Below are 21485 nucleotides of genomic sequence, written 5' to 3'. Positions count from 1 at the left end.
GTCTCTTGGCAAATTTCTATGTTATTTTTCCATAAATTTTCTATTTTTTATGGGATTTTTATGTTTTTTTCTATTTATATCATTTCCTTATATCCCTATGTTCCAGTGCTATCCCATAATCTGCAGTATCCTTTAGGGATTGATACAATTTTTCCGCCATAGTCACGGAGCGATGCTTCCCTCCGGTGCAAGCCAGCCCCAGTACCAGCTGGTTCTTCCCCTCCGCCACATAAAGGGGAAGGAGAAAATGAAATAAATCCACTAATTTGTCTAAAAAGATTTGTGCATTCCCATCCTGAAACACAAAGTCCTGTACCGCCTTTTCCTCCCCGGTATGGGTCCGTAAATCCGGGTCATAATAGGGGTTTGGTAAGAAGCGTAGGTCAAAAAGAAGATCCAAGTCCTCCGGCATTCCGTATTTAAAACCGAAGGAAAGAATGGAAAGCTGAAGATTTTGATACTTTTTCTCCTCCTGTACAATCTCCTTAAGCTGCTGCCGGAGATTTTTTGTTAAGAGTCTGGAGGTATCAATGATTAAATCCGCCTTCTTTCGAAGAAAGGCCATCTTCTCTCTTTCCTTTGTGATGCCATCCTGAATCCTGCCTTCTTTAGACAGAGGATGACTTCTTCTGCTTTCCTTATAGCGTTGAATCAGCACTTCATCACTCGCATCCAAGAAAAGAATTCGAAAGGGCACCTTCTTTTCTTCTCGCCAGTTTTCAATAATCTTTTCCAGCTCTGAAAGCTCTTTTCCGTTTCTGCTGTCAATCCCTAAAGCTGTCCTTTGTTCATTTTCCCTGCTGGAGAGCAAGAGTTCCAAAAAAGAATTCATAAGTCCTATGGGCAGGTTGTCAATACAGTTAAAACCGAAGTCCTCCAAATGCTTCAGACAAACGGTTTTGCCCGCCCCGCTCATACCGGTTACAATTAAAATTTCCCCCACAGCTTTACCTCTGTTTCTAAACGCACTCCCTGCTTTTCTTCCACAATTCGAATCACTTCCCTGATCAGTCGGTAAATCTCTTTGGCGTCGGCTCCTCCCAGGTTCACCACAAAACCGCAATGTTTATCGGACACCGCCGCTCTTCCCATTTGAAATCCCCTTAAGCCGCTGACTTCAATAAGGCGGGAAGCATAGTCCCCCTCCGGTCTTTTAAAGGTGGAGCCTGCTGAAGGCATATCCAAAGGCTGTTTTTCCTCTCTCCGTCTTTGATAATCCTGCATTTTTTCCCGGATTTCCGCAGGATTTCCTTTTTCCAAAAGAAAGCTTGCTTTTAGACAAATATCATTTTCCGAAAGACAGGAATGTCTATAGGAAAAATCCATTTCGGAAAGCTCTTTCTTTTGAAGCTCTCCCTTCTCATTTAAAAGGAGTCCCTGATAAAAGAAATCCTTAATTTCTCCTCCATAGGCCCCGGCATTCATTTTCACTGCCCCTCCAAGGGTTCCGGGAATTCCGGACAGCGGTTCAAAGCCGGTGTAGCCGGCTTCCATGGCAACTTCCGCCATTTCCTTCAGGGTACAGCCTGCCTCCGCCTCCAAAAGTCCCCGACCGTCCTCCTGCTCTTTTATGTTGCAAGAAGATAAATTATCCCTTAATAAAATAACTGCTTCTTCCACACCCTCGTCGGAAACCAGGAGATTGGAGCCGTTTCCCAAAATCAGATAAGGGCGACTTGCCCTGTATAACTCCTGTACCAGCTCTTGTACTTCTTCTATGGTAAGGGGAATATAAAAGTCCTTTGCCTTTCCGCCAACCTTGAAGCTGGTATAGTCCTTTAAGCTCTGTTCCGTTCTATGCTCCATCCTGCTCTCTTTCCTCTAAAAATCTTCCGCTTCCTGTTTTTTCATGTTGGCGGTTACTCGCTCATACAGCACCTGTGCCGCATTGTATCCCATCTTTTTAGCTCTGTTATTAATGGCGGCACACTCTACGATGATAGCCACATTTCTTCCCGGACGAATGGGGATATCATAGCTGATAATATTGTTGCCTAAAAATTCTATATAGTTATCCTTTAATCCAAGACGGTCATAGTCCTTCTCCTTGGACCACTCCGCCAGATTAATGACCATATTCAACGTTTGGGTGTCCTTCACCGATTCCACACCGAACATTTGCTTTACATCGATAATGCCGATTCCTCGAAGTTCAATAAAATGCTTGGTAATGTCCGGTGCCGTTCCCACCAGGGACTCATCGGAAACCTTTCTTAATTCCACCACATCGTCGCTGACCAGACGGTGTCCTCTTTTAATCAGCTCCAATGCGGCCTCCGACTTACCGATTCCGCTGTCCCCCATGATGAGGACACCCTCTCCATACACATCCACCAATACGCCGTGGACGGTAATCATCGGGGCCATCTTTACCTTTAACCAACGGATAATTTCTCCCTCCAGCTCCGTAGTAGGTCTCGGGCTGGATAAAAGAGGAATTCCGGCCTCCTGGCATGCGGAAATCATACAGGAATCCGGTTCAATGTCTCTGGCATAAATAATACAGGGGATAGGATACTTGGTAATCTCATTATATCTTGCCCTTCTCTCCGGTCTTTCCATCCGCATCAAATACGCCGTTTCCACATTTCCGATAATCTGCACACGCTCGGAATCAAACTGGGCAAAAAATCCTGCAAGCTGTAAGGCAGGACGGTTTACATCCGGAATCGTCATGTAAATCTGATCCGTATCTATTTCCGGCGTGAGATTCTTTAAATTTTCTTTTTTAATTAACTCCGATACACTCACCTTTTCCGCACTTTTCATGAAAACCTCCTGCTTTAGGGGGATGCATTGTCCCACTGTTTTTCTATCTTTTGCAGTATAGGTTTTTCAGGCTAAAATTGCAATCCCAAAGAAGCTATGCTACACTTCAAAATAGTCTTAATAAATAAGATGTCCCGGGCGTTTATACGCCATTGCTTTTGAAGAAATAGTTTATCAGAAGATAAAAAAGATAAAGAATATACCGGGGAAAGGAGGAGAAGGCGAAAATGGAGAAGGACAAGGCAATCGGTATTTTTGATTCCGGTCTTGGGGGACTAAGTGTCTTAAGGAATCTCAAGCAGGAGCTTCCGGGGGAAGACTTTATTTTCTACGGAGACCAAAAGCATGCCCCCTATGGAGAAAAATCGGAGGAAGAAGTGCGTTCTCTTTCTCTCTCCGCCTATCGCTTTCTACAGGAAAAAGGAGTAAAAGCTACTGTTATCGCCTGTAATACCGCCACCTCCGCAGCTGCCCCCTATCTTCGGGAGCTGTTTCCGGAGGACATCATTATCGGTATGGAGCCTGCGGTAAAGCCTGCAGTAGAAGCATTACAGGATGAAGCCGAACCGGGTAATACGAAAAAAAAGATTCTGATTATGGCTACAGAGCATACCCTTAAAGGAGAGCGTCTCCACCAGCTGATTTCCCGTTTTGGAGATCCTTCCCAATTTCTTCTCCTCCCCTCTCCCGGTATCGTCCGCCTCCTAGAGGCAGGGAAGGGAGACAGTCCGGAAATGAAAGACTATCTTTCTCAGCTTTTACTCCCCTATAGGAATGAAGCCGTTTCGTCTATTGTGTTGGGTTGCACCCATTTTCCCTTTGTAAAGGAACAGATTCAAAAAGCTCTGCCCTATCCTGTTCAATTCTTTGACGGAGCGGAGGGCACAGCCAAGGAAACCCGGCACCGTTTGGAAGAGAGGGGTCTTTTGAAGGAGGAAATGCAGAAGGGTCAGGTAGAGCTTTTTAGCAGTAACGAAGACAGCTCTTTGATGGAAGCTTTTTACCGGAAGAATTGCCTTCTTTTTTCTTAAAAAAAATTTTTTTAGAAAAGTTCTTGACAAGTTTCCGGAAGTTTTGTATATTGTACGGGTGCCGCGAAAACGGCAGAAACAAGCGCCCTTAGCTCAGCTGGTAGAGCAGTAGACTCTTAATCTATTTGTCCAGGGTTCGAGTCCCTGAGGGCGCAGTTCTGAAGAATGTTGGAAGAGCAACATTCTTTTTTTTTATTTTTTTCTAAAGACTTTTGCTTGTCCTTTCTCTTTCTTAAAAGCTTTGCTATACTCTGTAGGAAATAACTTTTGAGTAAAGGAGATTCTTATGCAAAAGATTTTAGTTTGCGATGATGATAAACAGATTGTAGAAGCCATTTCCATCTATCTTACCGGAGAAGGATATCAGGTGATTAAGGCATTTGACGGATATGATGTTTTAAAGATTTTGGAGAAGGAAAATGTGGATCTTATCATTCTGGACGTGATGATGCCCGGACTGGACGGTATCCGAACCACTTTGAAGATTCGAGAAAAAAGCTCCATTCCCATCATTATCCTCAGTGCCAAGGGAGAGGACACCGATAAGATTCTCGGCTTAAATATCGGTGCGGATGATTATATCACCAAACCCTTTAACCCCTTGGAGATGGTGGCCAGAGTAAAGTCCCAGCTTCGCCGCTACACCCAACTCGGCAATATGAATGAACAGTCTAAGGGAGAAGCCATTTACAGCTGCGGCGGTCTGGTGATTAATGATGACACCAAAGAGGTATCCGTAGACGGCGAGCTGGTAAAGCTTACGCCTATTGAGTACAATATTCTCCTTCTTCTGGTTCGAAATGCCGGTAAAGTCTTTTCCATTGACGAAATTTATACCTCCATTTGGAACGAGGAAGCCATCGGGGCGGACAACACTGTAGCGGTGCATATCCGTCATATTCGGGAAAAAATCGAAATCAACTCCAGAAAGCCTAAGTATTTGAAGGTGGTTTGGGGTGTGGGTTATAAAATTGAAAAGCAGGGAAAGAGCGAGGACTAAGCATGAAACGTCTTCTCCCCTTTTTGTTCCATTTTTTCATTTTATTTCTCTTTTCCATCAGTCTGGTGTTGCTGCATTTTGCCCCCAAGGGAAGTGATACCATTGCCTTTTTGCAGGAGAAGAACTATCTTTCTTCCTCCAGCTTTGACAGTGCTGTTTCTGAAAGCATCAATGATATCTTTGATTATATTGATCTTCGGGATCTTTTTGAAACCAGAGGAACCCTGGATCTAAACCATACCATAGCCCAGAGTGAAAGTAACGGTGCCACCCGTTCCTACAGTCTGGACTATTTGATTAAGTATGCCCGTTCCATGGGCTACTATTTAAACGAAAAAAATGAAATCATGGAGGACGGTCCCGCCACTGTTACCAAGGAACAGGACGAAAAAGAACACCAGATCAAAGTTATTTACCGTGCCTATCTTCCGGATTACCAGCCTGCCAGCCCTGCTGACGGTTTTATGAGCTTGGGAAGGCTGTCCAAGGAAGCACTGAGCTATTTGGCAAAGTACTATGCCATCCGCTCCCGATATTTTGATCAGGGCTCCAACTTCCAATTTTATGTGGCCTATAGCAACGGAAATAATTCCACCTATTATAATAATGAAAATGACGGCACTGCGGAAAAAATTCAAAAACTGGGGAAATATGTTTTTACAGCCTCTTCTTCTTTGGAAATCAAAAGCAATCTAAAAACGATTCCCTCCAATCTGGTACCTCTTTTGGAAGCCAGAGATCCTTATAAAGACGGTTCCTATGTCTTTGCTGCAGGGGTGGATACCTCCTTCCCTGTTCATGACCAATATAAAACCATGATGGAGGAATACAGCATTCGAAGAAACCTGAGTATTTTGGGCGTAGTGCTTTTCTTCGGAAGTCTTATAGCCTTTGTGTTTAGCTTTGCTTTTCTATTATTACATACAGGTCGGGGAGAAAATCGGCAAATGATTCTTTATGCCATTGACCGGGTGCCCTTAGAAGGCATTTTGGCTATATCTGTCTTTTGGTTCTTTTTTGCAGAAGTCTTCAACCGATATTTTTTCGACAGCTTGATTCTGGTATTGGGAAAATTGCCGGAGCCCCTCTTCTTTCATAGGATGGGACTTTTCGCCCTGCGCTACACTGTTTTTCTGCCTCTGCTTCTTTCCCTGGTACGGCAGATGCGGAAGGGAATTCTAATTTCCTCTTCCTATAGCAGACGAATTTGGAGTCTTCTGGAGAGTACACTTTCCGCCAGCGGCTTTACCCGTTCCAGATTATACAGTGTACTGCTCTTCGTCCTTCCGAATTTCCTGGGCATTGGGCTCTTCGGCTATAATCTTTACTGCTTTTTCCATCATAAAAGCCTCTTGCATCTGGGCTTTAGCTTACTACTGCTTTTCCTTTTAATTTCCATCGACTACTACTCCTACTCCATCAGTAGAGGATTGAAGGCAGCGGTAACGGAGCAGGTAAAGGCGGAGCGTTTAAAAACCGACTTGATTACCAATGTTTCCCATGATTTAAAGACCCCTCTTACCAGCATTATCAGCTATGTGGATCTTTTAAAGCGGGAAAATATTGAAAGTCCCAGAGTTCAGGAATATATCGCCGTTTTGGAGCAAAAGTCCGCACGTTTAAAGAATCTGACGGAGGATTTGGTGGAAGCCAGCAAAGCCAGTTCCGGAAATATCTCTTTAGAGCTTATCCCGATTCACTACACGGAGATTTTGCAGCAAAGTCTGGGCGAGTTCGAAGACAAATTGGCTGCCCGCTCCTTACAGGTGCTCACTACCCTCCCTCAGGAGGATATTCTGATTCTGGCGGATGGTCGACAGCTTTTCCGGGTATTGGAAAATCTTCTTAATAACTGTTGTAAATATGCTTTGCAGGGAAGTCGGGTCTATGTGGATTTGCAAAAGGGAGAAGAAGAGGCCACCTTTACCATGAAAAATATTTCAGAAGCCCCCTTAAACGTTTCCCCGGAAGAGTTAACGGAACGTTTTGTACGTGGAGACGTAAGCCGAAGCACAGAGGGCTCAGGTCTTGGCTTGTCCATTGCGAAAAGTCTGACCAAGCTGATGAACGGTAAAATGAAGATTGAAATTGACGGGGATTTGTATAAGGTTTCCCTTTCCTTCCCTTTAGTAAAAGAGGAATTGTAAATTGAAAATGATAAAGCAATCTCTGAAAAATAAACTGAGTCGTTACAGTAGAAACAGCCTATATTTTGTTCTGCTTTTTTCCATGCTTTTTTCTTTTGTGTTTTCTCAACAAGCTTTGGCGGATACCTGGCCCACTTGTGTAGACCAAATTGAGGCGGATGGTGCTTTGCTGATGGATGCCAAGTCCTCCACGATTCTCTATTCTAAAAACGAGAACACCCACTACTTTCCTGCCTCCATTACCAAGGTCTTAACGGCCATTGTCGTGTTAGAACATGTGGAAAATCTGGAAGAAAAGGTCACCTTTTCCCAGGAAGCCACCAGAGGAAATCTGGAAAACAATTCCACCGTCATTGCCGCATCTCCGGGAGATAAGTTAAGTGTTCGAGACTGTCTTTACTCCCTTCTGCTCCATTCCGCCAACGACTGCGCCAATGCACTGGCAGAGCATGTGGCCGGCTCTAACGAAAAGTTTGCGGAACTGATGAACCAAAAAGCTGCGGAAATCGGCTGTACAAATTCTCATTTTACCAATCCTTCCGGACTGAACAATCCGGAACACTACACCAGTGCCCTGGATATGGCAAAAATCATGCAGTACGCCATAAGCAATCCGACATTTTGTCAGATTGATGCCACTCAGGTCTACACTCATGGCCCCTTGATTAAGTATCCGGACCCCAATGCCCCGGAAAACACCATCTATGCTCACCATAAGATGATGAAGAAAAGCAATAAGGAGTATTATAGCGGTGTATTTGCCGGAAAGACCGGATATACCCTTCTTGCCGGAAATACCTTGGTGACAGCCTGCAAAAGAGGGGATACTACCCTAATATGTGTTATCTTAAACGGTCATAATTCCCAGTATCGGGACAGCAAAAAGCTCTTCGATTTCGGCTTTGCCAATTTCAACTCTTATCCTGCGGAAAGCAATGATAGGCGCTTTGCCCAGTTGGAAAATCCTTGGACGGTGGACGGACTTCCCTTGGTGGAGGCTTTGCATTTTACCGTAGGAAGAGATGAGCAGATTTGTCTTCCCAAAAATATTCCCCTAACGGATATTGCCTCTACCCTATCCTACGATATTAGCGATGAGGAAAAAGCCAGCGGCAAGATAGCCAAAATTCTCTATCAGTACGATGGAAGAACGGTAGGCACAGCTTATGTGTACCTGGAGGATTCTAAAAGAGAGGAAGACAACAAGGATCTTCCCAATACTTCTTTAAAGAAGGCGGAGAATATTCCCAAGCAGATCTCCGTAGCCATGGAAAATCAGGAAAATGAAAGCAAGGCGGAAGAATCCACAGCCATGGAAAAAATAAACCACGCACCCATTGTCTTCGATAAGAAGGCAGGAAAAATCATCCTGCAAAAGCCTATCCTACGGGTGCTTCAGATTCTTTTTGCTATATTCACTCTGGTGCTTCTTTCTCTTCTCTTTCTCTATTTTTTCCAAAGAAGGGAAGAATTCTACAGAGCCAGAAGAAGAAAAAGAATGTTAAAGCACACAAAGGATCTTAGCCGAGAACAAAAGGCGAAACGTGACCTGATGTTTGAAAAGCGAAAGAGGCAGAAAAAATAGTTGAACGGGAAGGCCTTTTTTGAATCTCGAAGGATTCATCTTGAGAAAAGCTATGGAAAAAAAATAGTTTTTTTAGGAAATATCGTAGAATTTTTAGAATATCTTTCTTGTTCTCCATAATACCGCGTGATAAAATCCATAATGCATTACTATTATTTTTTTCAGTAGTTTGTCGTAATACTATATGATTTTAATCACAAAGAAAAAAAGACGGAATATAGGAGCAGTTAATCAAGGAGGATAAGAATGGAAACATTACACATTATGATTCCCAATGCGGACAGTGTAAACGAATTTGTAGAGCTTACAGGAGAATTCAATTTTGATATGGATTTATGCGATGGAAACCGTTGCGTAGACGCAAAATCCATTTTAGGAATTCTGTATCTTGGGGTAGGAAAGGTTCATAAGCTTTCCGTACCGGAAGAGCGCGTAAAGTTCGTAGAGGATAAGCTCTCGACTTTTGTAGTATCCGAATAAGATTAATAAAACAAAAAGAGCTACAGAAAAGATTGTAATTCAGTTCTGTAACTGTATAGCCGGTCTACCGACAGGGGCAATCTGAGCCCGCGGGTACTTACGAAAAACGAATATTATGAAGTTTTTCGTTTAGTATCCCCTGCAGGGGCGAGCTTAGCGGGAGCGTGCCCCTAAGGTAGAGCCGGTATACAGTAAAGAACGAAATCTCTTCTGTAGCTCTTTTTTATTCTTAACGAGATATCGCACGCGTAGTGTGCGATATCTCGTTTTCTAATCCTTGTAAAGTCTAAAAATCAATCAGATATATCTTTCCGGTTTTTGCTCTCAGTCTACTGGAAAGGATACCATTCTCCGTATAGCGTTTGGTTTGTCCGGCATTGTAGCCTCTTCCATCGGTTTTCAGTACTCTTCGAATCTCCATCTTATCCGTAATGGATGCCCTCCACAGGGGGATATCCAAAGTACAGTCCTCATCTCCGCAGTATATAATAATCAGAGCAATTTGATTTTCACTGCATCGAAGATAGGATACCCAGTTTTTTCCACTTTTCAGGAGCATAAGATTTCCGTTTTTCAAGGCAGGTGAAGTCTTTCTGTGAGAAATCAAATACCGATGATATTCTAAAAGCTCCAAATCTTCCTTTCCCCAAGGATAGGGTCTACGACAATCCGGCTCAGTCCATCCGTATACGCCTACTTCATCACCATAAAACAGGGTAGGTGCTCCCGGCCAAGTAAACAAAAGCATACCGGCCAGACGGAAAAGCCCGTAGTCAATGCCGATTCCCGCATCATCAAAGCCATCTTTCATTCTTCCGGCTCTTCTGTTGGTTCTGGTTAAGAAACGGGAATGATCATGGTTGGACAGCTGATTCATCGCAGCATCCAAGGCATTTTCCGGAAGCTTTGCCATGTTATAACGCATGGTGTTAAAGAATAGTTCTCCATCTCCGAATTTCTCCGGCTCAGCCCTGTCGGAATGCTTTTCCATACCGGTCAGAAACCAGCTTACCGGCTCCATAAAGGCATCGTAGTTCATAATGCTGTCCCACTCCTGCCCTTTCAGCCAGGCACTGGGATTTCCGTAATGCTCTGCTAAAATTACCGCGTCTTCATTAGCCTCCTTTACGGCTTTTCGGAACTTCTTCCAAAATCTGTGGTTATAGGCTTCACTGTGCCCTAAATCTGCCGCCACATCCAAACGCCAGCCGTCACAGGAAAAGGGAGGACTAACCCATTTTTTGGCAATCCCTAAGATTTCCGCCTCCAGTTTGGGAGCATTTTCATAATTCAATTTCGGCAGGGTGTCGTTTCCCCACCACTTTTCATAGCTGTCATTTTCCGGCCAATCCGTCTCTTCTTCCTTTGAAAAATGAAAGTAATCCAGATAGGGACTGTAATAGCTTTCATAAGCCCCCTTGGGATAGGGTGAATCCTCCCCGGTTTTGTAGAAATAGGAAGCATTCATATAGCGATGGAAGGAACCGCAGTGATTAAAAACGCCGTCGATAATCACTCGCATCCCCCTCTTGTGGCAGGCCTCCACAAAAAGTAAGAACAGGGTATCACTGGCATCCAGATTCTCTTTATCCGTACTGCGAATGCTGTACTTGGAGGCTTCTCTATTGTCTGTTTCCCCCTTTGGAAGCACTTTACCTCCGTCATTCACAATTCTCCCCAAATGGGGATCAATATGGTCGTAATCCTGGGTATCATATTTATGATTGGAGGGAGACACAAAGAGTGGATTGAAATAAAGAACCTCTACCCCCAAATGTTCCAGGTAATCCAGCTTCTCCCAAACCCCTTCCAAATCGCCGCCATAAAAACGATGTACATCAAAGGACTCTACTGGCGCATCCCAATCTGAAACCGATACCACGGGACGTCCCAGATAAATATACTCCCTGTCCTCTACATTATTTTTTCCGTCACTGTTTCGGAAACGGTCCACAAAAATTTGATACATGGTGACACCTTTAATCCAGTCCGGAACAAAAAAATCCGGAAAAATAGAAAAAGCATATTGAATGTCCAAATCTTCCGTCACACCTAAACGATTGTAATGGATGACCTCTTCTCCCTTTTCAATACGAAAATAATAATGCAAAGGTTTATCCTTCAGTTTTATTTCCATTTCATAGTAATCAAAATAGTGATCACTGCTTTCCAACTGCATAGGATAAATCTGCTGTTCATCCGGAAGATAAAGCAAAACTCTATCTACATCCTCTCTTAGGGTACGAAAACGAATGGTCACATCCGAAAAGGCCGGGCTCTCCTCCGGCTCCCGATAAAACCCCTTTCCTATGCTATATAAGGCCTCTCGATTGATTCCTCTTTCCTCCATTTCGGAAATCCTCCTTTACTTCCCCAATCCTGAAAAAAGCGATACCGCCATTCCCGAATTCTTATCAAAACTTTTGAAACTTAAAGAATCACTTCTCCGATATAGTTTAATGCTCTATACTTCTGGGCATAGTCAATGCCGTAGCCTACAACGAAAACATCCGGAACACAGAATCCCTTGTATTTTACATCTACCTCTACCTCTCTTCTCTCGGGCTTATCCAAGAGAGTACAGATTTCCAAAGAAGCGGGACACCTTTCCCGAAGCAAATGCTCCAAATGGTGTAAGGTTCTTCCCGTGTCGATAATGTCCTCCACCAATAGAACATTCTTTCCTTCCAAGGGCTCATCCAAATCCTTTACAATCTTTACTACTCCGGAGCTTTGGGTTTGAGAACCATAGCTGCTAACTGCCATAAAATCCATGGAAACTCCGGGATTATTTAATTTTTTTGCCAGCTCGCACATAAAGGGAGCAGCCCCCTTTAAAATACAGACTAAGTGCAGATCCTTCCCGGCATAGTCTCTTCCAATCTCCTCAGCCAGTTCACTTACCCGCTTTTCAATTTCCTCTTCCGAAAACAGTACTCGGATTTTTTCTTCTTTTTCCATATTGAGTCCCCCATTTACTATTTTCCTATAAAATTCCGGATTACATGATTTTAAAACTTTTCTAAAAGCAGTCGTTTTTGCTCCACTCTTGCCTTTACACTTTTCGGAAGAGAAAGCCTTCCACCGTTTCCCCTTTTCAACAAGCGGTCAATTCCATGGTAATGTAGCTTCCCAAATTCTGTGGTATTGCCCCTTAACAAGAAAATGGCTTCCTTATAAATTTCTCTGCGAAAAAGGGCTTTTTCCTTTTTTAATTGAGGAATAGACAGAGAAATGCATTTTCCCGTAAAGCTTTCCTTCCGTTCTCCGTATCGTTCTATCCATTCTGTCGCCTTTTCTTGAAAATAGGCTTCCGTTTCCGAAAAAAGCTCCGCCGCCTCCAGCAAATGCTTAACCGCTCCGGCATTAATCTTCTCCAAAGCAGGTAAAATTTCTAAACGAAGATAATTTCTGGCATAGCTTTTGTCCCGGTTTGTACTATCCTCCCGATAGGGAATCCCCACTTCCTCCAGCCGCTTCAGAATCTCCTCTTTCCGTAAAGACAGGAGGGGGCGAAGAAGGGTAATCCCGGCCTCTGACAGAAGCTCTTCCGCCTTCATTCCGCTTATTCCGGAAAATCCCGCACCTCTAATCAAATGAAACAATATCGTTTCCGCCTGATCATCCATGTGATGCGCTAAGGCAATCTTAGTTTTTCGGCCACTTTCCGCCTGCCAACGAAGGGCTTCTTCTTTTAAGGCTTTGTAGCGAAGTGTCCTTGCCGCCTCTTCTATTCCCAGCCTATTTTCCTCGGCATAGTCCGGTACGGAACAAGTATATTCCAAAAAAGGCACTTGATATAGCTCTGCCTGCTGCCTTGAAAATGTGGCATCTTCTACAGCTTCATCCCCTCTGATGCCATGTTGCACATGCATGGCTCTAAGAGAAAAAGAAAGATGGTTCTGTAATTCCTTTAAAAAATACAAAAGATACATGGAATCCGCACCGCCGGAAAGAGCCAACAAAATCTGCTCCCCTTCCCGTATCCACTGCTGTTTTTTCACTTGTAAAAATAGCTCGGTATCGATTCCTTTTCTCATTTTATCCCTGTATACAAAGGAAAAACGAAAGAAGAATCTTCCTCTTTCGCTTTTCTCTAATCCTAACCCTATGACATAGATAAAGTCTACTATGACATACGGTTTTCCTCTTTCAGTCTTTACTCTTTCGGCCTTACAATAATCTCATCCGGCATCTGCAATCCAAATATCTCTCTTGCCTCTTCCATGATATACTCTTTGGTCTTCACATAGACTTTTTTCTCTTCCAGAGCTTTAGCTCGTTGCTCTTCCTTACTGTACTCCTCAGCCAAACTCTCTTCCATAGCAAGATAATTTTTATTTTTCTCCGTAAGCTCTCTGCCTCGAACAAAAATAACAATAGCAAGAAGGGCTACCACCATGAACAATCCCAGGACAGTAACCCCATGTTTAAACACTTTTCTTTTCTGTTTCTCTTGCTTTCTCATAGATATTGAAATAGCTCTGCCGCCTCATCCTTTCGCACAGTCTCTTGCACCGACAATACCTTGGCTTCTACTGCTTTTTCTCCGAAACGAATGCTGATGACATCTCCTACCTTCACGTCGTAGGAAGCCTTCTGCACTTTCCCGTTAACAGATATTCGACCGGTATCGCAGGCTTCATTAGCAATTGTGCGTCTTTTTATGAGACGAGATACCTTCAAATACTTATCCAGTCGCATGAAATTAGTTCACGCGATCCTTTAAAGCCTTACCTGCCTTGAATCTTGGAGCCTTGGAAGCAGCAATCTTCATAGTCTCTCCGGTTCTTGGGTTACGTCCCTCTCTTGCAGCTCTCTCAGAAACATCGAAAGTTCCGAAACCGATAAGCTGAACCTTATCCCCCTTCTCTAAAGCCTCAGAAATGGCATCAAAAACAGCCTCAACTGCTAATCCCGCATCCTTCTTAGATAACTCTGCCTGCTTTGCTACTGCGGAAACCAAATCTACTTTATTCATCTTTCATCCTCCATAATCGCCGATTTTTCGGCGTAGTCTTGTTACTTGGGGCACAACTCCCCACATACGAGTGCATTATAACTTTCTCCTTTTCTCCTGTCAATGAAAGCCTTGTATTTCCATGGATTTCCTATGTTTTTTCTCTATTTTTGTAAAAAATTTGATAGTTTTTCTTTCTTTTTAAGGGGAAAGTGGGAGAAGCAGGGCTTCTGCTATTTCCTTTGCTTTTTCCATGCTTTCCTGTATCTTAGGCAAATCCCGCAAATTCTTCTTTTTATATAAAAGCTTGGGACTCTCTCCATTTACAAAACGAATCTCCCCCCGGGACTCGGAAATCAAGGCAGGAATGGCAGCGGTATTGATTTTCGCCTTAGGGAAGAATAAAAAGTGAATTTCTCCCCTCTTGATCTTGCACTCCGTTACCCCTATTTTATGAAGCAAATTTCGAAGGCTTGCCACCTGGAAGAGATTTTCCACCTGATAGGGCAGGTCACCGTAACGGTCTGTCAGCTCATCCTCCAAATCCATCTTCTCTTCTTCACTGCTAAGTAAGGCAATCTTTTGATAAGCCTCCAGCTTCTGTTCCTCATTTTCCATATAGTTTTCCGGAATAAAAGCGTCCAAATCCACATCCAGCTGGGTTTCAAAGTCCTCCTCTTCCTGCTTTTCTCCCTTTTCCAAAAGCACCGCATGGCGAAGCAGCTTGGTATAGAGCTCATACCCCACCGCCTCCATGTGGCCGTGCTGCTCTGCTCCCAGCACATTTCCCGCCCCGCGGATTTCCAGGTCTCTTAAAGCAATACGAATTCCGGAGCCCAGCTCCGTAAATTCCCGGATAGCCTTTAAGCGCTTTTCCGACTCTTCCGTAAGGCTTTTTCCTTTTTTATAAAGTAAAAATGCATAGGAGGTTCTGTTGGATCTTCCTACCCTGCCTCGAATCTGGTAAAGCTGGGAAAGCCCCATCTTATCCGCATCTTGAATAATCAGGGTATTGGCATTGGGAATATCCAGTCCGGTTTCGATAATGGTGGTGGATACCAGTACATCTATTTCTCCGGCAATAAAGGAAAGCATGATTTCTTCCAGTTCTTTCTCTCCCATCTGCCCGTGAGCATAAGCAATTCTAGCCTCCGGAAGCAGTTTTTGCAGGCGAAGCGCCGTATCCTCTATGCTTTTTACCCGATTATGCACATAGTAAACCTGACCGTTTCGCCGAAGCTCTCTGGAAATAGCCTCCCGAATGGTGCCTTCCTCCTCTTCCATCACATAGGTTTGGATGGGAAGTCTATCCATGGGAGCTTCCTCCAGGATAGAAAGGTCTCGAATACCCACCAAAGACATGTGGAGAGTTCTAGGAATAGGGGTTGCGGAAAGGGTAAGCACATCCACATTTTCCTTTAAGGACTTGATGCGCTCCTTATGCTGTACCCCGAAGCGCTGTTCCTCATCCACCACCAAGAGCCCCAGATTTTTAAAATGCACATCCTTGGAAAGTAATCTATGGGTTCCCACTAAGATATCAATTCTTCCGCTGGCAAGCTGTTCCAGGGTCTTATGGACTTCCTTTTGGCTTTGAAAACGGGAAAGGATTCCCACTTCCACCGGAAAGCCCTTCATCCTCTCCACAAAGCCATTGTAGATTTGCTGGGCCAAAATGGTGGTGGGGCAAAGGTAGGCCACCTGCTTGGAGTCCTGCACCGCCTTAAAGGCTGCCCGCAGCGCTATTTCCGTCTTTCCGTAACCCACATCCCCACAAACCAGCCGGTCCATGATTTTCTCACTTTCCATGTCTTCCTTGGTGGCTTCAATAGCCAGAAGCTGATCTCCGGTTTCCTCGTAGGGGAAGGCCTCCTCAAATTCTCTTTGCCAAACCGTATCCTTTCCAAAGGGATAGCCTCTCTCTTCCTGCCTCTTGGCATAGAGAGCCAAAAGCTCCTTGGCGATTTCCCGCACCGCACCCTTAACCTTAGACTTGGTTTTCTGCCATTCTGAACCGTTTAGGCGATTTAATTTAGGAGCCTTTGCCTCCTTTCCGGCATATTTCTCAATACCGTCCAATTTATTTACCGGCAAATACAGATTCCCCCCGTCTCCGTAGAGAATCTTTAAATAGTCCTTGCTGACGCCGTCCGTTACGATTCGCTCAATGCCCTCGTAAATGCCGATACCGTGGCTTTCATGCACCACATAATCTCCCTTATGGAGCTCCGTCAAAGAACCGATATGGAGACTTTCCACCTGCTTTTTCTTCCGACGTTTTCTTCCTGCAAGACTTTGCCCATATAGGTCCTGCTCCGTCATTACCAGAAGCTTTTCCTTAGGTAAATAAAAGCCTTTTCGAAGATACCGGGGCAATACCCTTATGCTTCCCGCATTTTCCGTGTCCTCTCCCTCTTCCCTGTCTTCGGCCAGTCTATCCGGACAATAGGCGGAAAGCCCCTCCTTTCTTAGCTCTTCCGCCAGACGAGAGGCTCTGCTTTGAGAAGGAGAATACAAAGAAATCCGCACCTTCTCCTTCTTATACTTTTCCATATCCCCTTTAAACTGGGCAAATTGCTTACCGTAAAAGGGGATTTCTCTGCACTCCAAAGAAATGGATTTTAGCGGTTCTTTAAAGACCTCACTCCATTCGGAAATGCCTCCAAGGCTTGAAAAGAAGAAGATGGGGCGGGAAGCACATTCCTCCATGAGAGTCCTCACAGAGAAAAGGTCTAATGGCCTTTGATCCTTTTCCTGATTTGCTTCCGCTTCAGCCCTTTGGGAAAAGTAGGCGATAAATTCCTCCTCTACCCTTTTTCCCTCTTCCAAAACCCGCACCGGCTCATCCACAATCACCAGACAATCCTTAGGAAGATAATCCAAAAGAGAAAAAGCCTTTAAGGAAGAGGGCTTTCCCTGCTCGGACACCGGGTAAATATTGGCTTCCTCCACCTGTTCCAAAGAACGCTGGCTTTCCAAAGAAAAATACCGAAGGCTGTCCACCTCATCATCAAAAAATTCTATTCTAAGGGGCTCCTCCATTTGGTTGGAAAAGACATCCAGGATTCCTCCCCTAAGGGAATACTCTCCTCTGCTCTCCACCTGGTCCACCCTTTGATATCCAAGGGAATGAAGACTGTCTTGCAAACTCTCCAGAGAAAGAGTCTGTCCCAGCTGCACCGTAAACACCGCCTGGCGGAAGGCATTTTTTCCCTCCAACTTTTCCAGCATTGCCGGAAGAGTGGTCACCAGCACTCCCTCTTCCTCCTCCACCAGCTGCCTAAGGCACTCACTTCGCTCTCTACTGATATAGTTTCCTCTGGTATCTGCCTTATAAAAAAGGTAGTCCTTCGCCGGAAAAAGCAGGCAATTCTCCGCAAAGATTTTACCGTCCTGCAAAATCTCCTTTGCCCGCTCCTCCGTCTTACAAAGGTAAAGAATCCATTTTCCCCTAAAGCAAAGAGCCAAAAGAGACTTTAGGGAGTCAGAAATTCCCTCCACAAACAAGGGCTCCTTCTTTTCCAAAGCCTCCGTAAGTTCAAAAAAAATCCGGGTTTTACTCGCCGGATTTTTCGGTAGAAGAATGCCCTCCTCCGGCATTTTTTCCAGATTATGCATCAGCCTCTTCCTTTCCCTTCTTCTTTTGGTTGAACTCGTTCATAGCCTGATCAATGCCCTTTTCCACAATGGCAATGCAGGCTTTTGCCGCTCTCTCATAGGCATCTTCCATCTCCGCCTGTTCCGCCTTGGAAAATGGAGAAAGCACATGGTGGGCAAGATCTTCCTTCTCTCCCTTGGCACCCACCCCTAAACGGATTCTGGGAAACTCTTCACTGTGGAGGTGGGCGATAATATTTTTCAGCCCATTATGCCCTCCGGCAGAGCCCTTTTTTCGGATGCGAATGTCTCCGGGGGCAAAGGAAATCTCATCGGAAAGCACCAAAATCTGCTCCTTGGGAATCTTAAAATACTGAGCCAGAGGCACGATGGATTCCCCGGAAAGGTTCATATAGGTTAGGGGCTTTAAAAGAAGTACCTCTTCGCTGCCGATTCTGGTCTTGGTATAGGCACCACGAAATTTTGTGCTTTCCAAAGACAGGTTTCCCAGCTCCTTACAAAGCACATCAATCACCGCAAAACCGGCATTGTGTCTTGTGCCCACATATTTTTTCTCCGGATTCCCTAATCCTGCAATTAACCACATTTTCTTCCCTCTCTCTATTCTTAAGCTCGATTAAAGCACAAGGCGTATTATAGAGGGTTTTTGCAAACGAATCAAGGTGGAAGCCTCGTAGCGAAGAACTATAAGCGATATAGAGCCACGCCCTAATGCAGTATGGGCCTATAAGTGGGGCACGCTCCCGCTAACCTCGCCTCGTAGCGGATACTAAGCGAAAAATACAGTTTCTGTGTTTTTCGCAAGTACCGACGGGCTCAGATTGCCCCTTTTACAGGCCCATACTGCATCAATCGCTTCAGCTTTGGAATTCTTACAGTTCTTCACTGCTCTATGGTTCAGGGATTTGGAGCAGTTCCAAGTGGGACAAGGAAAAAAACAAGGACTATCTCAATAAATACTAACGCAAGCACAAGTATAAAATAGGCTAAAGTGACTTATCAGCCTATTTATGATATAATATATCTTAACAATAAAACGGATAAGGGGTAATAATATGGCAATTTCTTATAAACCATTATGGCACTTATTGGTAGAAAGAGAAATGAACAAAGAAGACTTAAAAGGAGCTGCAAACATAACAAGTAACATAGTTTCTAGAATGAGCAAAAACTCTTATGTGAACTTAGAATCATTAGAAAAGATTTGCCTGGCATTGGATTGCAGAATTGAAGATGTTATAGAAATTCATAGAAATGAGGTGGAATAAAATGAAGAAAATATTTTTTAGAAAGGAGGAAATAAAGTGAGTCAAGAAAATAAGATAAGTCAATCTTGCTGAGGTTCAATACAAAAAACCACTGGTACAGTGGAAGAAAAAGCAAATTGCCCCAAATGTCACAAAAGAGGAGAAAAGGTTAAGAATATAACTGTAAAGCATATGGTATCAGAAAACCTTATGGGAAAGGTTGTAGATGAAGAAACTTACTATTTATGTATGAATGAAGATTGTGATGTCGTGTATTATAACTTAAACAATGAAAGAGTTTTTTATAAGGGAGATGTAAAAGTTCCTATATGGTTTAAAAAGGATGCAAATCCCAAATATATATGCTATTGCAACCAAGTTACAGAGCAACAAATTATAAACGCTGTTTTAGATGATGGTGCAAAGAATATTAAAGATATTATTAGACTTACAGGGGCAATGAAAAATGGAAAGTGCGAAATTAACAATCCTTTGGGAAAATGCTGTAGTCCTTTTATTCAAGAAACCATCAATAAGGCATTAAAAAGCAAACAAAAGTTTGCGAAACATAATTTATAAAGTACGTCACAACAGTAATAAAATTAAAAATAATAAAAAACTATAGAATTAAAATTTTAACGGTTCAGATGTAAAAGTCTGGGCCGCTTTTTTATTTTTACCGGAAAGGAGGTCACCTATATGGTAAATGATGAAGTTAATAATAAGGCTATAAATATTGAGATAAAAGTGGCTCAGTATTCAGCAAAGGCTATTTTAAAAGCTATGAAAAAGATTATAGAAGATGCCGATGAAAAAAGCCAACCACTTGCAGATTATATTAGTGAAAAAAGAAAAACTAATTCAAGGAAACTTAAGGATATGGTAAAGAAAGGTCAGCTGGAAAATATTGATGAGCAAATCGAAAATAAATTCTATGCTTTTAAGGATTACGCATATAGGCGTAAAATAAATTGGGGGTTTGTTAGAGATAAAGATACAAGACTTTATATTATCTAAAATAGAAAAGGTATATTCACAAAGAATGACTGTATAAAATAAAAAGCACTTTATGGTATAACTCTATCTCTATTACAAGATAACAAAATACTATAAAGTGCTTTCATATTAATTAGTACTAACAGGGTCATAATCAGAAGGTACAGGAGCAACGATACTTACAAAGATAACATCTTCTGTTCCAGTATTTTTTGCGCCATGACATTCACCCTTTTTAGATACTATAACTTGCCCCTTTGTAAAAGGCACCTCCGTATCAGGCGTTGGATAAAATACCCCCTTGCCTTGCAATATAACCCATATATCATCAGAGTTATGATGGTAATGCTTTGGTAAGGTTTGACCAGGTTTAATAACCCATACTGAACCACCTGTGGAATCAGTTTGATAAAATGCTGTCTTAACAGCGTTCTCTAGACTTTCAACTTTCACAAGTTCCATGTCAAAAACACGTTGATCATTCATAATGCTCACACCTTTCATCAATTTCCAACTAGCGAGTGCCCGATGCATATTCACCCATATTAATATCTATAACAGTGCGAACAGGTTGAATTAAGGAATCCTCATATTGAACCTTCCATTTGATATCTGGATTCATATCTCCATTTTCTAAGCCTGCAATCGTTTGACCGTCATCAATAGGGTTATCGTGCTCAAAGATATAATACAATACACTAAGTTAAAAAGCAACCTAAAGTAGGTATAAGACCATATTATGTTGATGAATATGAACCAATAACAATTGAGGGAGACGATATAAAAATAGTGGGCATTATAACAAATGAAGTTACCTTGCCAAAAAATGATGGAACAAGAGGTTCTGCTTTGTATAGAATCCATTTTAGATTATCTAGCAAACCAACTAGCACATGGTCTGAATTGTTTTTAAGAAATTGGAATTACCCACCAAGTTTTACATCAATGCATAGACCTGGAATAGCTAGAGTTGAATCTGATAAAATCATTTTAGATGGAACAACAATCGAAGAGGTAAAACAATATCATAGAGATACCTTAATCTTGTGTGTAGAAAAAACAAATGAAGAAGAAAAACAATATAGAAGAAGAGAAGAACAATTAAAAAGAAAGAAGCAAGAAGAAATAGAAAATCATTATAGAAATATAGAAGATATTTCAAAAGACTTAAAATTTTAATTGTGACACTTTGAAAGGGATAGCAGAAATGATATCTCTTTTTTATTTTAACGAAAGACTAACTATTAATAGTCAAGCATAAGATTAAGATTTTTAGAATAAAATACGGAAACGTATTTTAGATAGATTAGTACATTGAAAACTGTATGACGAATAGAGCATCAGCGATGATGCTCTCAGAAAAGATTATGAGCTAATTTAACTTATAAAGGCTGATATGACGTATGGGTTATTTCCATCCGAAAGATGGTTCTGACAAGCTTTTTAATCACATGGCTTATTGCGACATAGTGAGATTCTTATAGTCCTTCATTGCTCTTGTGCTCAGTAAGTGCGGTGGACTGGATTGCCCCTTTTACAGGCCTATACTGGATCAATCGCTTTAGCTTTGGGATTCTTATAGTCCTTCACTGCCTCAGAGCTTAGAACGCTCCCATACTTTACATAGCTCCTTACCAACTTTGCTAATACTA

At 42.8% G+C, this 21485-nt stretch carries 22 protein-coding genes and 1 tRNA gene; 10 read left to right on the top strand and 13 right to left on the bottom strand.

What is annotated here, in order from left to right:
• Window positions 1–79 precede the first annotated feature (79 nt).
• From rapZ to hprK, 3 genes are read right to left on the bottom strand one after another with little or no spacing between them, the layout of a single operon-like run.
• Entirely contained in the window at window positions 80–916 is an 837-nt protein-coding gene (gene rapZ, locus HNQ46_RS00365) for an RNase adapter RapZ (protein WP_207719930.1), read from the bottom strand.
• 11 nt (window positions 917–927) lie between these two features.
• Complete coding sequence (gene murB / locus HNQ46_RS00360; protein ID WP_183681457.1) at window positions 928–1806, bottom strand: UDP-N-acetylmuramate dehydrogenase; 879 nt, start codon at window positions 1804–1806, stop codon at window positions 928–930.
• 15 nt (window positions 1807–1821) lie between these two features.
• Window positions 1822–2769 (bottom strand): HPr(Ser) kinase/phosphatase, encoded by a 948-nt coding sequence (gene hprK / locus HNQ46_RS00355; protein WP_040648658.1) that lies wholly within the window; start codon window positions 2767–2769, stop codon window positions 1822–1824.
• Between the two features lie 227 nt (window positions 2770–2996).
• Between hprK and murI the strand changes: the two genes are divergently transcribed.
• From murI to HNQ46_RS00325, 6 genes are all read left to right on the top strand, one after another.
• Window positions 2997–3800 (top strand): glutamate racemase, encoded by an 804-nt coding sequence (gene murI, locus HNQ46_RS00350; RefSeq protein WP_183681454.1) that lies wholly within the window; start codon window positions 2997–2999, stop codon window positions 3798–3800.
• Window positions 3801–3882: 82 nt separating this feature from the next.
• Window positions 3883–3955 (top strand) — tRNA-Lys (locus HNQ46_RS00345).
• A gap of 131 nt (window positions 3956–4086) precedes the next feature.
• Window positions 4087–4800, top strand: a complete 714-nt coding sequence (locus HNQ46_RS00340; RefSeq protein ID WP_007156657.1) for a response regulator transcription factor — start codon at window positions 4087–4089, stop codon at window positions 4798–4800.
• 2 nt (window positions 4801–4802) lie between these two features.
• Window positions 4803–6947 (top strand): sensor histidine kinase, encoded by a 2145-nt coding sequence (locus HNQ46_RS00335; protein ID WP_183681452.1) that lies wholly within the window; start codon window positions 4803–4805, stop codon window positions 6945–6947.
• Between the two features lie 7 nt (window positions 6948–6954).
• The gene (locus tag HNQ46_RS00330) at window positions 6955–8532 is read left to right on the top strand and encodes a D-alanyl-D-alanine carboxypeptidase family protein (protein ID WP_183681449.1); all 1578 of its coding nucleotides are present in this window, start codon (window positions 6955–6957) and stop codon (window positions 8530–8532) included.
• A 246-nt stretch (window positions 8533–8778) separates the two neighbouring features.
• Entirely contained in the window at window positions 8779–9012 is a 234-nt protein-coding gene (locus HNQ46_RS00325; RefSeq protein WP_183681446.1) for an HPr family phosphocarrier protein, read from the top strand.
• A gap of 286 nt (window positions 9013–9298) precedes the next feature.
• Here the strand turns inward: HNQ46_RS00325 and HNQ46_RS00320 are convergent, their stop codons facing one another.
• The 8 genes from HNQ46_RS00320 to pth form a co-directional block, all read right to left on the bottom strand.
• Window positions 9299–11362, bottom strand: a complete 2064-nt coding sequence (locus HNQ46_RS00320) for a glycoside hydrolase family 13 protein (RefSeq protein WP_183681443.1) — start codon at window positions 11360–11362, stop codon at window positions 9299–9301.
• 80 nt (window positions 11363–11442) lie between these two features.
• Window positions 11443–11973: a hypoxanthine phosphoribosyltransferase gene (hpt, locus tag HNQ46_RS00315; RefSeq protein WP_183681441.1), complete on the bottom strand. Its 531-nt coding sequence runs from the start codon at window positions 11971–11973 to the stop codon at window positions 11443–11445.
• A 50-nt stretch (window positions 11974–12023) separates the two neighbouring features.
• Entirely contained in the window at window positions 12024–13052 is a 1029-nt protein-coding gene (gene tilS, locus HNQ46_RS00310) for a tRNA lysidine(34) synthetase TilS (protein WP_183681439.1), read from the bottom strand.
• Between the two features lie 119 nt (window positions 13053–13171).
• A complete protein-coding gene (locus HNQ46_RS00305) occupies window positions 13172–13450 on the bottom strand; it encodes a septum formation initiator (protein WP_242650879.1) in 279 nt (92 codons plus the stop codon).
• 26 nt (window positions 13451–13476) lie between these two features.
• The gene (locus HNQ46_RS00300; RefSeq protein ID WP_007156667.1) at window positions 13477–13716 is read right to left on the bottom strand and encodes an RNA-binding S4 domain-containing protein; all 240 of its coding nucleotides are present in this window, start codon (window positions 13714–13716) and stop codon (window positions 13477–13479) included.
• Window positions 13717–13720: 4 nt separating this feature from the next.
• A complete protein-coding gene (locus tag HNQ46_RS00295) occupies window positions 13721–13993 on the bottom strand; it encodes an HU family DNA-binding protein (RefSeq protein ID WP_007156668.1) in 273 nt (90 codons plus the stop codon).
• Window positions 13994–14173: 180 nt separating this feature from the next.
• Window positions 14174–17590, bottom strand: a complete 3417-nt coding sequence (mfd, locus tag HNQ46_RS00290) for a transcription-repair coupling factor (protein ID WP_183681435.1) — start codon at window positions 17588–17590, stop codon at window positions 14174–14176.
• Window positions 17583–18176 (bottom strand): aminoacyl-tRNA hydrolase, encoded by a 594-nt coding sequence (gene pth, locus HNQ46_RS00285; RefSeq protein WP_183681432.1) that lies wholly within the window; start codon window positions 18174–18176, stop codon window positions 17583–17585. Before pth ends, mfd begins: the two co-directional genes overlap by 8 nt.
• Window positions 18177–18645: 469 nt before the next feature.
• On the opposite strand from pth, the gene HNQ46_RS00280 reads away from it, so the two are divergent.
• The 3 genes from HNQ46_RS00280 to HNQ46_RS00270 all read left to right on the top strand — a co-directional run bounded on the left by HNQ46_RS00280 (window position 18646) and on the right by HNQ46_RS00270 (window position 19854).
• Entirely contained in the window at window positions 18646–18858 is a 213-nt protein-coding gene (locus tag HNQ46_RS00280) for a helix-turn-helix domain-containing protein (protein WP_007156672.1), read from the top strand.
• Between the two features lie 54 nt (window positions 18859–18912).
• The gene (locus HNQ46_RS00275; protein ID WP_278183776.1) at window positions 18913–19416 is read left to right on the top strand and encodes a Csac_0668 family 2Fe-2S cluster-binding (seleno)protein; all 504 of its coding nucleotides are present in this window, start codon (window positions 18913–18915) and stop codon (window positions 19414–19416) included.
• A 120-nt stretch (window positions 19417–19536) separates the two neighbouring features.
• Entirely contained in the window at window positions 19537–19854 is a 318-nt protein-coding gene (locus HNQ46_RS00270; protein ID WP_183682207.1) for a hypothetical protein, read from the top strand.
• 108 nt (window positions 19855–19962) lie between these two features.
• On the opposite strand, the gene HNQ46_RS00265 is transcribed toward HNQ46_RS00270, so the two are convergent.
• On the bottom strand, window positions 19963–20319 hold the full coding sequence (locus tag HNQ46_RS00265) for a cupin domain-containing protein (RefSeq protein WP_040457867.1): 357 nt from the start codon (window positions 20317–20319) through the stop codon (window positions 19963–19965).
• A 28-nt stretch (window positions 20320–20347) separates the two neighbouring features.
• Window positions 20348–20527, bottom strand: coding sequence for a DUF4261 domain-containing protein (locus HNQ46_RS00260; RefSeq protein WP_207719916.1), 180 nt, complete (start codon window positions 20525–20527; stop codon window positions 20348–20350).
• 95 nt (window positions 20528–20622) lie between these two features.
• Here HNQ46_RS00260 and HNQ46_RS00255 point away from each other — a divergent pair, with 95 nt between their 5' ends.
• The gene (locus HNQ46_RS00255; RefSeq protein ID WP_207719914.1) at window positions 20623–21012 is read left to right on the top strand and encodes a hypothetical protein; all 390 of its coding nucleotides are present in this window, start codon (window positions 20623–20625) and stop codon (window positions 21010–21012) included.
• The last annotated feature ends 473 nt before the right edge of the window (window positions 21013–21485 follow it).

Origin of the sequence: Oribacterium sinus, from assembly GCF_014202695.1 — a bacterium.
GTDB classification, from domain to species: Bacteria; Bacillota; Clostridia; order Lachnospirales; family Lachnospiraceae; genus Oribacterium; species Oribacterium sinus.
This window is presented reverse-complemented; position numbering and strand designations above follow the sequence as displayed.